The sequence below is a fragment of the Streptomyces luteireticuli genome, assembly GCF_041519305.1.
Classification (GTDB): Bacteria; Actinomycetota; Actinomycetes; order Streptomycetales; family Streptomycetaceae; genus Streptomyces; species Streptomyces luteireticuli.
The window spans coordinates 5,361,190-5,373,347 of sequence record NZ_CP167927.1; the positions used below are offsets into that span (position 1 = coordinate 5,361,190).

Consider the following 12,158-nt stretch of genomic DNA (forward strand, 5'->3'; position numbering starts at 1 on the left):
ACCGTGAGCGAGGCTCTGCTGGACGTGCGCGACCTGCACGTCGAGTTCCGCACCCGGGACGGCGTGGCCAAGGTGGTCAACGGCGTCAGCTGCACCGTCGAGGCCGGCGAGACGCTCGCCGTGCTCGGCGAGTCCGGCTCGGGCAAGTCCGTGACCGCCCAGGCCGTCATGGGCATCCTGGACTCCCCGCCGGGCCGGGTCACCGGCGGCGAGGTGCTCTTCCGCGGCCAGGACCTGCTGACCATGAGCGAGGAGCACCGGCGCCGGCTGCGCGGCGACCGGCTGGCGATGATCTTCCAGGACGCGCTCTCCGCGCTCAACCCGGTGCTCCCCGTCGGCGCCCAGCTCGCCGAGATGTTCGAGGTCCACCAGGGCATGACCCGCAGGGACGCCCGCGTCCGCGCCGTCCGGCTGATGGAGCGGGTGCGCATCCCGGCGGCCGAGGACCGGGCCGGGGACTATCCGCACCAGTTCTCGGGCGGCATGCGGCAGCGCATCATGATCGCGATGGCGCTGGCGCTGGAGCCGGACCTGATCATCGCGGACGAACCGACGACGGCGCTGGACGTCACCGTGCAGGCCCAAGTGATGGATCTGCTCGCGGAGTTGCAGCGCGAGTTCAATATGGGACTGATCCTGATCACTCATGATCTGGGCGTGGTGGCGGACGTCGCCGACCGGATCGCGGTGATGTACGCGGGACGGATCGTCGAGACGGCGCCCGTGCGGGAGCTGTACGCCGCCCCCGCCCACCCGTACACCCGCGGACTGCTCGACTCCGTCCCCCGCCTCGACCGCAAGGGACAGCAACTGCACGCGATCAAGGGGCTGCCGCCCAGCCTCACCGACATCCCGCCCGGCTGTCCCTTCAACCCCCGCTGCCCCCGGGCCCGGGACGTCTGCCGCACCGACCGGCCGCCGCTCTTCGCCGTTGCTCCGGGCCGGGCCAGCGCCTGCCACTTCTGGCAGGAGACGGTCCAGGGGACACCCGCGGAAGGAGCGCCGGAATGAAGGCCGACGGCGGGGCGGTCCTGGAGGTGCGCGACCTCGTCAAGCACTACCCGCTCACCCAGGGCGTCCTCGGCCGCCGCCAGGTCGGCGCCGTCCGCGCCGTCGACGGCGTCTCCTTCGACCTGCGGCGCGGCGAGACCCTCGGCGTCGTCGGCGAGTCCGGCTGCGGCAAGTCCACGCTCGCCCGGCTGCTCGTCAACCTGGAACGGCCCACCGCCGGGGAGATCCGCTACAAGGGCGAGGACATCACCCGGCTCTCGCGGCGCGCCCTCAAGGCCGTGCGCCGCAACATCCAGATGGTCTTCCAGGACCCCTACACCTCGCTCAACCCGCGCATGACCGTCGGCGACATCGTCGGCGAGCCCTACGAGATCCACCCCGAGGCCGCCCCCAAGGGCAGCCGCCGGCAGAAGGTCCGCGAACTCCTCGACGTCGTCGGCCTCAACCCCGAGCACATCAACCGCTACCCGCACCAGTTCTCCGGCGGCCAGCGGCAGCGCATCGGCATCGCGCGCGGGCTGGCGCTGCGCCCCGAGGTGATCGTCGCCGACGAGCCGGTCTCGGCGCTGGACGTGTCGGTGCAGGCGCAGGTCGTCAACCTGCTGGAGCGGCTCCAGGCCGAGTTCGACCTCTCGTACATCTTCATCGCCCACGACCTGTCCGTCGTGCGGCACATCTCCGACCGGGTCGCGGTGATGTACCTCGGGCGGCTGGCCGAGGTCGGCACGGACGCGCAGATCTACGAGCACCCGACGCACCCGTACACGCAGGCGCTGCTCTCCGCCGTGCCGGTCCCGGATCCGGAGGCGCGGGGCCTGCGCGAGAGAATCCTGCTCATGGGCGACGTCCCCTCGCCCGCGAACCCCCCGTCGGGCTGTCCCTTCCGCACCCGCTGCTGGAAGGCGCAGCGGGTGTGTGCGGAGGTGGTGCCGCCGCTGGAGGTCCCGGAGCGCTTCCGGGAGGCGGGCGGGCCGGTGGCGCACGTGTCGGCGTGCCACTTCGCGGGGGAGCGGGTGCCGCACGAGGACGGGTGACCCCGCGGCGAACGCTTCCGGTGCTTCCGAGCAAGTAGGGAGTGGGGCCGCGAAAGGCGCGGCCCGGGGAAGGGGAGGTCCGTGGCGACGGACGAGGAACTGCTGGCGCGCTCCGGAACGGACGCGTCGGCCTTCGAACCGCTCGTGGAGCGCCATTCGGCCGCGCTGCACGGCTACTTCGCGCGCCGGGCCCCCGGGGCCGCGGACGACCTGCTGGCCGAGGCGTGGCTGCGGGCGTACGCGGGGCGCGGCACGTACGACGCGGACCGGGGGCCGGTCCGGGCGTGGCTCTTCGGTGTGGCCCGCAATGTGCTCGCCGCGCACTGGCGCGGGCGGGAGCAGCCCGCCGCCCTCCCCGAGGAGACGAGCAGCGACCCCTGGCATGCCGTCGACCGGCGGCTGGACGCGGCGGCGGTCGCGCCGCTGATGCGCCGGACCCTGGCCGAGCTGCCCGCCGTGGAGCGGGAGCTCCTCCTCCTCGTGGCGTGGGAGCAGCTCAGCCCCACCGAGGCCGCGGCCGTCGTCGGCGTCCCCGCGGGCACGGCCCGCTCCCGGCTGCACCGGGCGCGTACGCGCCTGCGCACGGCGCTCGGCCCGTCCGTTTCGCTTTCCCTGACAGGAGAACCCGCATGACCGGGAATGAGAAGGACATCCTCGACTTCCCCGGCGCGGACCGGTTGCGGTCCGCGGGCCGGGTCGCGCCTCCCTCGCCGGACGTGATCGCCGCGGCGCTGGCTGCAGTGCGGCAGGCCGCGGCCGGGCCGACGGAGGCCCCGGTGGAGAGCGTCGAGCTCGAACGGGAGCCGGTGGCCGCGGTGGTCCCGGTGCGGAAGTGGCGGCGGCGGATGCCGGTGCTCGTCTCGGCGGCGGCGGTCGTGGCGGTCGCGCTGGGCGCCGCGTTCCAGCCGTGGTCGGACTCCGGGGGCGTGCAGGGCTCCCCGGCGACGCAGCGGACGGCGGTGCGGGAGCGGGCGGAGACGGCGCCGTACTGGAAGGTTCGGACGTTCCATTACGAGCGGGCGTACCACAAGGGGGGGGCCGCGCTGACGTGGGAGGAGACCGAATGGCTGGGCCGAATGACCGTGAGGTCCCGGACCACCCCCGACGGCCCCATCAAGGATTTGCCGATGAGCGAACCGATGACCTTCAAGGTCTGCGACCAGCCCGTCTCATGGGATGACCTTGAGAAGCTGCCCACCGATCCGGCGGCGCTGCGGAACCGGCTCGTGGGGAAGGCCACCGGCGCGGACGCCAGGCAGGGCCTCTTCAACGGCATCGAGGATCTGCTCTCCCGGTCGCCCGCCGGACTCCCGCTCCGGAAGGCGCTGTTCAAGGTTCTCACCGACATCCCTGGGGTGCGGGTGACGACAGGGGGCAAGTCCGAGATGACCTCGCGTGTCGGGACCGCCGTCGAGATCGAATGGGACGGCTGGCGCAGAAGGCTGATCGTCGAAACCGATACGTTCCGCGCGGTGGAGTCCCGGGACACGGCGGGGCGCGACTCCCAGCCCTGGGGGACGGTGAAGCTCCGGAAGGGGGAGCTCGCGAGCCAGACCAGCTACATCGAACTCGCACCCGCCTGGGAGGTGCCGAAGCCGTCGCCGACGGCGGGACGCCGCTCGTCGGGGAGTCCTGCGCCGGGTGGGAAACCCTCGGCCGGGTGAGGGGACCCGCTTCCGGGAGCGATCCGCTTCCCGGAAGCGGCCACAGCGCTCAATACGGCTGGAGCGTGCTTGTGTCGAGGGCGAATCCGAAGGGCTCCGGAATGTGGACGGCTTCGCCGAAGGCAGCCTCTTCGCGCAACCGGTACCGGCCGTTTTCGGGCTCGCTGAACAGCGTGACATTCTTCTGCCGCGCGTCGACGATCAGGTACAGGGGGATCCCCATCAAGGGATAGTCCCGAAGCTTGCCGACCCAGTCGTTCTCCGGATTCGACGGCGAGACGATCTCGATGGCGATCAGGGCAAGCTCGGCGGGGACACTGCTCTCCATGGTCGTCATGGCGGCTTCGGGCAGGTAGGTCAGGTCCGGGTTCCGGACCTTGGCCGTCTGCGGTGATTCGAGGTCTGTGTTTCCCGAGTCGATGTATCCGGTCGGTGTGTGACCGTCGAACTGCCTTCGAATCTTGCTCAAGTTGAGCTGGTGAAGGGCTGACGGCGAAGCCTGCATGACGATGATGTCGCCGGACAGTTCTGTTTTGAAGCCTTCTGGAAGGGCGCGGCGAGCGGCTTCGAGCAATTCAAAGTGGCGACGGTTCACTTGTACGATGTCCTCACGGCCTGATTCGCTTGTCGCTGGGCGGTACCTCCGTCGGTCAATCTTGGCACAGGCCGCAGTTTGCTGCCCCTGCCATCCCGGATGGCAGGGGCAGCAAACTGCTCGGCTGTCCTACCCCGCGCCCAGCAGCTCCAGGATCCTGTTGACCGCCTCCAGGACGGGCTGGCCGATCGTCCCGGCCGTCGCGGCGATACCGGCGATGGCCAGCAGGGCCCGGTGGCGCTCCGGGGGCTGGGCGGTGAGGTCCGGGAGGGTGTCGTCGAGGGTCCGGGTGCTCGCGGGCGGGAGGGCGGGGCGGAGTTCCTCGACGAGTCGGAGGAGTTCCTCGACGGCGGGCTGGAGGGTGGGGGGTGTTGCTGTCGGCTGGTTCTTGATGATGCCGGTGTTGCCCGTGCCGCCGTGCATAGTGACGTTGTCGCCGAAGTAGTAGTGGTCGCCGCTCATCGGCTCGCCATCCCCACGTTGCCCGTGCCGCCGTACATGTTGACGTTGTCCCCGAAGTAGTAGCTCTTCGGGTTGACCATGATGCTCTCCACCGTCACCTGGAATTCGGTGCCGGGGTTCTCGATCGCGTGGGAGATCCGGCCGACGAGCTGGTCCAGGTGGTGCGGGTTCGTGCTGGTGACCACGGCGGTGGACGGGCCGGACGTCTCGATGGACAGGACGTAGTGGGAGGCGGCCGTCAGGACGGACAGCAGCTGCACGGTGAAGGCGATCAGCGCGGCCAGGGCGCCGATCCAGACGAAGGTGATGATGCCGCCGCCCACGCTCTCGTTCGAGAGCGACGTGGCGCCGCCGATGACCGTGAGGGCGATCGCCGCCGTGAGCGTGATCGCGACGTTCTTCAGGAAGCGCACGGTGGCTTCCTTGCGCTTGGGGTGGAGGGTGAAGGTGTGGACCCGCGCGATGTTCTCCAGCGGGTAGGCGGCCCGGCCCACCCACAGCAGTCTTTTGCTGACCCGCAGGTCGATGTTGCTGACGAGCCGTGGTGGCCGGTCGGGTAAGGGCGGGGCGTTCTCCGGGAAGCCCTTCGACTCTGTTGTCGTCATCCGTCGTCCAACTTCTGTGGTGGGCCGGGTGAATGTGGTGTTGCCGGGTGGACAACCATTAGGGGGTGAGGGGGAGGCGGGCGCAAGTCGTATGCACGGCGCTTGCGTTCCGGGATCCGGGGGCCGGGATCCGAGCGCTTCCCAAAGGAATGGTGGGTCGTCAGACCCACCCTCCCTCCCCAAGTCGCGCGTATACCACGGGGATTTCGCGTTCCGTAGTCGGGTTGCGGCGCTCCGTCGCCAGGGCCTAGCGTGCGCAGCAACAAGACGACCCCGGTCGGTGCTACGAACACCGGGTCCGGGGTCTGACCTACGAGATCGCGCGTAATTGGAGACGATCCCGATGGCTGACGCCTACCCTAGTCCCGCTCCGCTTCCCGCGCACGCCCCCCGTATGGCCCGGCCCGGGTACGGCAAGCGGTGTGCGCCCGATCAAGGGCCGCGCCACAGAGACGACTTCGCCCACCTCCCGAAGCGGGAGGCCCAGATCGCCCGGTTCGTCGACCGGCTGCCCGAGGGGGCGGCCATCGACGGGAAGTCGCTGGGCGATCAGGTTGCCGGTTACGGGCAGGCCGCCTGCCTCTCGGCCTTGCGACGCCTGACCGAGGCCGGTCATCTTCGGCGCTTCCTCGTCCACCTCAAGAGTGATGACGGAAGCATGCGTTGGGTGACGCGGACGTTCTTCTCGCGGACGCCGCGCGACGACGCGTGGTGGGAGGCGGTGCGGAAGGGGGACATCCCCTCGGGTGGGTGCGGGACGGAACGGGAGCCCGGACCGGCTCCTGTGCAGGCGCCGGTCCGTGGTCGCTCCCACGCCTACCGCCTGCTTGCCTCCCTCGGGCGCACCGAGCCCCGCCTGACCTTGTCCGCCGCCGATTGCGCGGCCCTCGCGCCGCTCGTGGAGAAGTGGTGCGAACGAGGCGTATCCGATGCGGAGTTCGTGCGGATCCTGGCCTCCGGGCTGCCGTCCGGCGGTGTGCATCACGCGGGAGGGTTCGTCCGGCGTCGGCTCGTCGACAAGCTGCCGCCCGAGGTGGTCGAGCCCCCGGCCCGCCGCCGCCCGCTCATGCTGCTCGAATGCATGGTCTGCCGCGATCCCGGCACTGCGGAATCGATCCCCGGCGGCATCTGCTCCGCCTGCCGTGGCGAGGCCCCTTCCCGGCGCGACACCTGCGGCAGGGCGGCCGAGGACGTCCACGCACTCGTCGGTGAACTCCGGTCCCTCAGCAGGCAAGGGCGCTCCTCAGTCCGCTGATTCCGGGAAGTGGCAGGCGGAGAGGTGGCCTTCGCGGCTGCCGTCGGCGCGGGTCAGGGGCGGCTCCTCGGTGGCGCATTTGGCCTGGGCCTTCCAGCAGCGGGTGCGGAAGCGGCAGCCGGACGGGGGGTCCACGGGGGAGGGGACGTCGCCGGTGAGGCGGATGCGGTCGCGGTTGTCCTCCGTCCCGGGGACGGAGGACAGCAGGGCGTGGGTGTACGGGTGGCGGGGGCGTTCGTAGATGTCCTCGCGGGCGCCCGTCTCGACGATCCTGCCGAGGTACATCACGGCCACGCGCTGCGAGAAGTGCCGTACGACGGCAAGGTCGTGGGCGATGAAGAGGAAGGCGATGCCGAGGTCCTGCTGCAACGCCCGTAGAAGGTTGACGACTTGGGCCTGGATCGAGACGTCCAGTGCCGAGACCGGTTCGTCCGCGACGATGATCCGCGGTTCGAGGGCGAGCGCGCGGGCGATGCCGATGCGCTGGCGCTGGCCGCCGGAGAACTCGTGCGGGAAGCGGTTGTAGTGCTCCGGGCTGAGCCCGACGGTGTCCAGCAGCTCCCGGACGCGGGCCTCGCGCCCGCCGGGCGGGCGGATGCCGTTGATCTCCATCGGTCCGGAGACGATCCGCCCCACGGTCTGGCGGGGGTTGAGGGACGCATATGGGTCCTGGAAGATCATCTGGATCTCGGAGCGGATCGGGGCGAGTTGCTTGCGGTGCGCGTGGGTGATGTCCTCGCCCCGGTAGGCGATCCGGCCGGCGGTGGGTTCCAGGAGGCGGGTCAGGAGGCGGCCCGTGGTGGACTTGCCGCAGCCGGACTCGCCGACGAGCCCGAAGCTCTCGCCGGCGCGGACGGTCAGGTCGATGCCGTCCACGGCGCGGACCGCGCCGACGCGGCGGCGGATCGGGAAGCCGCCGAGGACGGGGAAGTGCTTCACCAGGCCCTCGGCCACGAGGAGTTCGTCACTCATGGTCCGCCTCCTGGCCGGTGCCGGTGCTGGCACTGGCTCCGGCGAACAGTGCGCGGGCGCGTGCCGTACCCAGGTGGCAGGCCGCACCACGGCCCTTCGGCAGCTCCGGGCGCTCGGTGCGGCAGCGGTCGCCGTCGACGTGGGAGGTGTACGCGCAGCGTGGGTGGAACGGGCAGCCCGGGGGCGGGGACAGCAGGCTCGGTGGGGCGCCAGGGATGGGGGTGAGGGGTCTGGTCACGTCGGAGGTGAGGCGGGGCATGGAGGCGAGGAGTCCCCAGGTGTAGGGGTGGCGGGGGGAGTCGAGGACGTCGCGGACCGGTCCGTACTCGACCGCCCGGCCCGCGTACATCACCAGGAGGTCGTCCACGGTGTTCGCGACGACGCCGAGGTCGTGGGTGATGAGGACGATCGCCGAACCCGTCTGCTGCTGGAGGTCCTTGAGGAGGTCGAGGATCTGGGCCTGGACGGTGACGTCGAGGGCGGTGGTCGGTTCGTCGGCGATGAGGAGTTCGGGGTCGCAGACCAGGGCCATGGCGATCATGGCGCGCTGGCGCATGCCGCCGGAGAACTGGTGCGGGTAGTCGTCCACGCGGCGGGCGGGGTGGGGGATGCCGACCTTCTCCAGCATCTCGATCGCCCTCAGGCGGGCGTCGTGGCGGGAGGCGCCGGTGTGCTTGCGGAACGGCTCCGCGATCTGGCGGCCGACGGTGTAGTAGGGGGAGAGGGCGGTGAGCGAGTCCTGGAAGACCATGGCCATCTTGGCGCCCCGGAGTTTTTCGAGGGTCGACTCGGGGGCCTTCGTCAACTCCTGGTCGTCGAGGCGGATTTCGCCGGTGATGCGGGTGGACCGGGGGTCGTGGAGGCCGAGGACGGCGAGGGAGGTGACGGACTTGCCGGAGCCGGACTCGCCGACGATGCCGAGGGTTCTGCGGCGGGGGAGTTCGAGGGTGAGGCCGTCGACGGCCTTGACGACGCCGTCGTCGGTGGGGAAGTGGACGTGGAGGTCGTGGAGGGAGAGGAAGGGGGGTGTTGTTGTGGTCATGTTGGCCTCCGTGGGTGGGTGGGTGGTTGCGGTGGGGGTGTGGGGTGCCCCGGTCCCGCCCTTTCACCGTTTCTTCCGGGGCTGCGCCCCGGGCCCGACACCGCGGCTCCGCCGCGGTGGGCGGGGCTTCGCCCCTGCACCCCACCGGGGGCTCCGCCCCCTGGCCCCCCGCTTTGGGGCTGCGCGTCCTGGTCCCCCGCTTTGGTGCCGCGCCTCCTGGCCTCTGCTTCGGGGGCGCGCGTCCCGGTCCCCGCTTCGGGGCTGCGCCCCGGACCCGTAACGGGACCCGTAAGGGGGCTGTGGCCCGGGCCCGTAACGCGGCTGCGCCGCGTTGACCGGGGCTGTGCCCCTGTCCCCTTCCGGGGCCGCATCCGGGAGCGGTAACCGCACTCCGCTGCTCCCGGCGGGGCTGCGCTCCCGGCGCCCCGCATAGCCCTTCGGCCGAAGTCCCCAGCGCCGACCAGGCACTTCAGCCCGTCCGGCGTTTGAGGACAACCGCGCGAAGCGCGGTTGCGGGGTCCGGGGCGGAGCCCCGCAACGGGGCCCGCGCGCAGCGCGGCGCGGGGCCAGGAGGCACAGCCCCGAAGCGGGGGACCAGGGGGCGGAGCCCCCGGTGGGGCGCAGGGGCGGAGCCCCGCAACGGGCCCCGGGCGGAGCCCGGAAGAAACGGTGAAAGGGCGGGCCAGGGGCAACCTCCCCACCCCTACCCCAACCGCACCCGCGGATCGATCAGCGCATACGCCGCATCGACCACAATGTTCGCCACCACAATCCCCGTACACCCCACCAACATCACCGCCATCAACGTCGGCAGATCCGTCTCGCTCACCGACGTCACCGCCAGCCTCCCCAGCCCATGCAGGCTAAACGTGAACTCCGTGATGATCGCGCCGCCGAAGAGCGAGCCGAGGTCGATGCCGAAGAGGGTGACGATCGGCGTCAGTGCTCCGCGCCAGGCGTAGCGGAAGAAGACCGTCCGACGGGACAGGCCCTTGGCGCGGGCCGTCCGCACATGGTCCTCCGTCAGCTGCTCGATCATCTGGGAGCGCGTCATCCTGGTGTAGTTGGCGATGAAGATGATGGAGAGGACCAGCCAGGGGATGATCATTCCGGTGAACCACTTCACCGGGTCGTCGGTGATCGGGTGGTACTCCGGGTTGTCGAGCCAGTGCAGCCCGCTGACGAGGACGGCCAGGGCGACGACGCCGACGAAGTACACCTGGAGCGAATTCCCCAGCAGGGACAGCGAGCTGAAGAGCTTGTCGATCCAGGTGCCCCGGAACGCGGCGGCGATCATCCCGAGGCCGACGCCGACGACGAGGAAGACCACGGCCGCGCCCAGCGTGATCGACAGAGTGGTCGGGAAGCGGTCCACGATCGTGTCCCAGACCGGCTGCTGGTTGGAGAAGGAGTAGCCGAGGCAGGGTGCGGGGCAGTGCCCGACGGTGAGGTCCCGGCCGGCGAAGATGCCGACGATGTAGTGCCAGTACTGGACGGGTACGGGGTCGTCGAGGCCCAGGTTCTTGTTGATGACGGCCAGGGAGTCCGGTGTGCAGTTCTTGCCGCAGGACATCAGGGCCGGCTGGGACGGCAGCGCGAAGAAGAGGAAGAATGTGATCGCGCTGATCAGCAGGATGATGACGAGGGCGCCGGCGGAGCGGCGGGCCAGGAATCTCAGCATGGGCGGCAGGTCACTTCACGAAGACGCCGGTCGGGTCGGGAGTGCCGTAGACCGGCATGTACTTGACCCCGCCGAGGTTCGGACCCCACAGCGAGAACTGGAGGTTGGCGAAGGTGGGCACGACCGGGACGTCCTCCGTGAGGATCCGGTCGGCCAGCTTCTGCCACTCGGGCGCCGCCTTCTTCACATCGGGGATCGCGTTGATGCGGTCGATCTCGGTATTGACGGCGGGGTTGTTGTGGTGGGAGTAGTTCTGGGAGCCGTCGGAGATCACCCGGCCGTCGTAGAGCGGCGGGACGACGGTCGAGGCGACCGGCCAGTCCGCGCCCCAGCTGGTGCGGTAGATGTCGAACCCGTTCTTCACCTCGCCGATCGCGCTGGCCCAGTTGTTGGAGTCGACCTCCTTCTTCTGCACCTTGAAGCCCGCCCGCTCCAGCGCCTGGGCGACGACGACCGAGACCTTCTGCTGGACGTCGGTGTTGGCGTAGGCGTAGACGATCTCCTGGCCCTCCTTGCCGGCCTCCTTGAGCAGCGCCCTCGCCTTCTCCGGATCGCCGTTGGGCTTGGCCTTCTTGCCGAACGGGTCGGTCGGCCGGTACCCGTCGATGGAGGGGGGAACGAGGTTGGTGGCCAGCTGGGCCGCCGTGGCGCCGCCCATCTGCTGGACGATCTGCGCGTTGGGCATGGCGTAGGCGAGGGCCTTGCGCACCCTGACGTCCTTGATCCGGTCGTTGTTGATCGTCATGACGTCCAGATAGGGCTGGATCTCGTCGAAGCGCCGGGCCTTGGTGCCCGGATCGCTCAGCACCTTCTCGGTCATCTCCGGGGCGACGGCGTTGGAGAGGGACATGCCGTTCCTGTCGTTGCCCTGGCCGGCCAGGAGGCGGCGGGTGGAGTCGCCGAGCTGGTGCCCGAAGCTGATCTCGAAGCGGTCGGCGTACTGGTGGCGGACGGGGTCGGTCGCGGGGTCCCAGTGCTCGTTGCGGACGAGGGTGAGGGACTTGCCGACCTTGTAGTCGCCGACCTTGTAAGGGCCGCTGGAGAAGGGGGCGTTGTCGTACTTCTGCCTGCCGTCCTTCTCGGCCTTGACCGGACCGATGCTGGGCATCGCGGTGGCGAACGGGGCGTCCGCGTGCGGCTGCCGGAAGTGGAAGACGACGGTCTTGTCGTCCGGGGTGTCCAGCACCGAGGACGGCAGATGCTTCCCGTCGTACGGCCCGTCGGGCAGCGCCTTGCGGTAGGTGGTGCCCTCGCCGGAGAGCCACTGCTGGATGTACTGCGGGCCGTCGGTCTCGAAGGAGGCGTAGAGCCGCTCGATGCCCCAGCGGATGTCCTTGGACGTGATCGGGGAGCCGTCCTCGAACTTGATCCCGTCCTTGAGCGTGAACTTCCAGGTCCGCCCGCCGTCGGACGGGGTCCCGATGTCCGTGGCGAGGTCGCCGACCAGCTTGACCCGGCCCTTCTCGTCGATCTTGTACGAGGTGAGGGTGCGGTTGTAGAGCATCTGATTGGCGAGCATGTCGGCGTAGTAGATCTGCCCGGGGTCCAGGTGGTGGAAGGCGTCCCGCTGGAGGACGGTGACCGTGCCGCCCTTCTTGGCGCCGGGGGAATCGGGCGCGGGGCCCTTGGAGTCGGCGGCCGTGCCCAGCGTGTAGTTGGAGGACACGTTCTTGTCGGAGGCGGGCCCCTCGCTCTTCGTACCGCCGCCCCCGCCCCCGCCGCCGCTGCTGCACGCGGTGAGGACCAGGGCGCCGGCGGCCAGCGCGACCGCGGCGCAGTGGCCTCTCCGCCGGAACGGTGTCGTGGGAAGCGTCGGATGCGTCGGAAGCATGGGAGG

The 12,158-nt window shown here is 70.5% G+C and carries 12 protein-coding genes; 5 read left to right on the top strand and 7 right to left on the bottom strand.

The window, feature by feature from the left end; all coding sequences use genetic code 11:
- The first annotated feature begins 3 nt into the window (after positions 1-3).
- The 4 genes from AB8735_RS24090 (at position 4) to AB8735_RS24105 (ending at position 3,709) form a co-directional block, all read left to right on the top strand.
- On the top strand, positions 4-1,011 hold the full coding sequence (locus tag AB8735_RS24090; RefSeq protein WP_372409326.1) for an ABC transporter ATP-binding protein: 1,008 nt from the start codon (positions 4-6) through the stop codon (positions 1,009-1,011).
- Positions 1,008-2,045: an ABC transporter ATP-binding protein gene (locus AB8735_RS24095; protein ID WP_372409329.1), complete on the top strand. Its 1,038-nt coding sequence runs from the start codon at positions 1,008-1,010 to the stop codon at positions 2,043-2,045. Before AB8735_RS24090 ends, AB8735_RS24095 begins: the two co-directional genes overlap by 4 nt.
- Positions 2,046-2,126: 81 nt before the next feature.
- Positions 2,127-2,678, top strand: coding sequence for an RNA polymerase sigma factor (locus AB8735_RS24100; RefSeq protein WP_344020246.1), 552 nt, complete (start codon positions 2,127-2,129; stop codon positions 2,676-2,678).
- Positions 2,675-3,709, top strand: a complete 1,035-nt coding sequence (locus tag AB8735_RS24105; RefSeq protein ID WP_372409331.1) for a hypothetical protein — start codon at positions 2,675-2,677, stop codon at positions 3,707-3,709. The genes AB8735_RS24100 and AB8735_RS24105 overlap by 4 nt, the downstream gene beginning before the upstream one ends.
- Before the next feature lie 49 nt (positions 3,710-3,758).
- Here AB8735_RS24105 and AB8735_RS24110 read toward each other — a convergent pair whose 3' ends face one another.
- From AB8735_RS24110 to AB8735_RS24120, 3 genes are all read right to left on the bottom strand, one after another.
- The gene (locus tag AB8735_RS24110; RefSeq protein ID WP_372409333.1) at positions 3,759-4,304 is read right to left on the bottom strand and encodes a Uma2 family endonuclease; all 546 of its coding nucleotides are present in this window, start codon (positions 4,302-4,304) and stop codon (positions 3,759-3,761) included.
- Between the two features lie 129 nt (positions 4,305-4,433).
- Positions 4,434-4,766 carry a hypothetical protein gene (locus AB8735_RS24115; protein ID WP_344020240.1) on the bottom strand — a complete coding sequence of 111 codons (333 nt, stop codon included), beginning with the start codon at positions 4,764-4,766 and terminating at the stop codon, positions 4,434-4,436.
- Complete coding sequence (locus AB8735_RS24120) at positions 4,763-5,371, bottom strand: DUF6232 family protein (RefSeq protein ID WP_372409335.1); 609 nt, start codon at positions 5,369-5,371, stop codon at positions 4,763-4,765. Before AB8735_RS24120 ends, AB8735_RS24115 begins: the two co-directional genes overlap by 4 nt.
- Positions 5,372-5,765: 394 nt before the next feature.
- On the opposite strand from AB8735_RS24120, the gene AB8735_RS24125 reads away from it, so the two are divergent.
- The gene (locus AB8735_RS24125) at positions 5,766-6,626 is read left to right on the top strand and encodes a hypothetical protein (RefSeq protein WP_372409337.1); all 861 of its coding nucleotides are present in this window, start codon (positions 5,766-5,768) and stop codon (positions 6,624-6,626) included.
- On the opposite strand, the gene AB8735_RS24130 is transcribed toward AB8735_RS24125, so the two are convergent.
- From AB8735_RS24130 to AB8735_RS24145, 4 genes are all read right to left on the bottom strand, one after another.
- The gene (locus AB8735_RS24130) at positions 6,615-7,598 is read right to left on the bottom strand and encodes an ABC transporter ATP-binding protein (protein WP_372409338.1); all 984 of its coding nucleotides are present in this window, start codon (positions 7,596-7,598) and stop codon (positions 6,615-6,617) included. The two genes, AB8735_RS24125 and AB8735_RS24130, sit on opposite strands and share 12 nt — an antisense overlap.
- Positions 7,591-8,640, bottom strand: a complete 1,050-nt coding sequence (locus AB8735_RS24135) for an ABC transporter ATP-binding protein (protein ID WP_372409339.1) — start codon at positions 8,638-8,640, stop codon at positions 7,591-7,593. Before AB8735_RS24135 ends, AB8735_RS24130 begins: the two co-directional genes overlap by 8 nt.
- Positions 8,641-9,343: 703 nt before the next feature.
- Positions 9,344-10,321, bottom strand: a complete 978-nt coding sequence (locus AB8735_RS24140) for an ABC transporter permease (RefSeq protein ID WP_344020230.1) — start codon at positions 10,319-10,321, stop codon at positions 9,344-9,346.
- Positions 10,322-10,331: 10 nt separating this feature from the next.
- Positions 10,332-12,152, bottom strand: a complete 1,821-nt coding sequence (locus tag AB8735_RS24145; protein WP_372409341.1) for an ABC transporter substrate-binding protein — start codon at positions 12,150-12,152, stop codon at positions 10,332-10,334.
- Between the last annotated feature and the right edge of the window lie 6 nt (positions 12,153-12,158).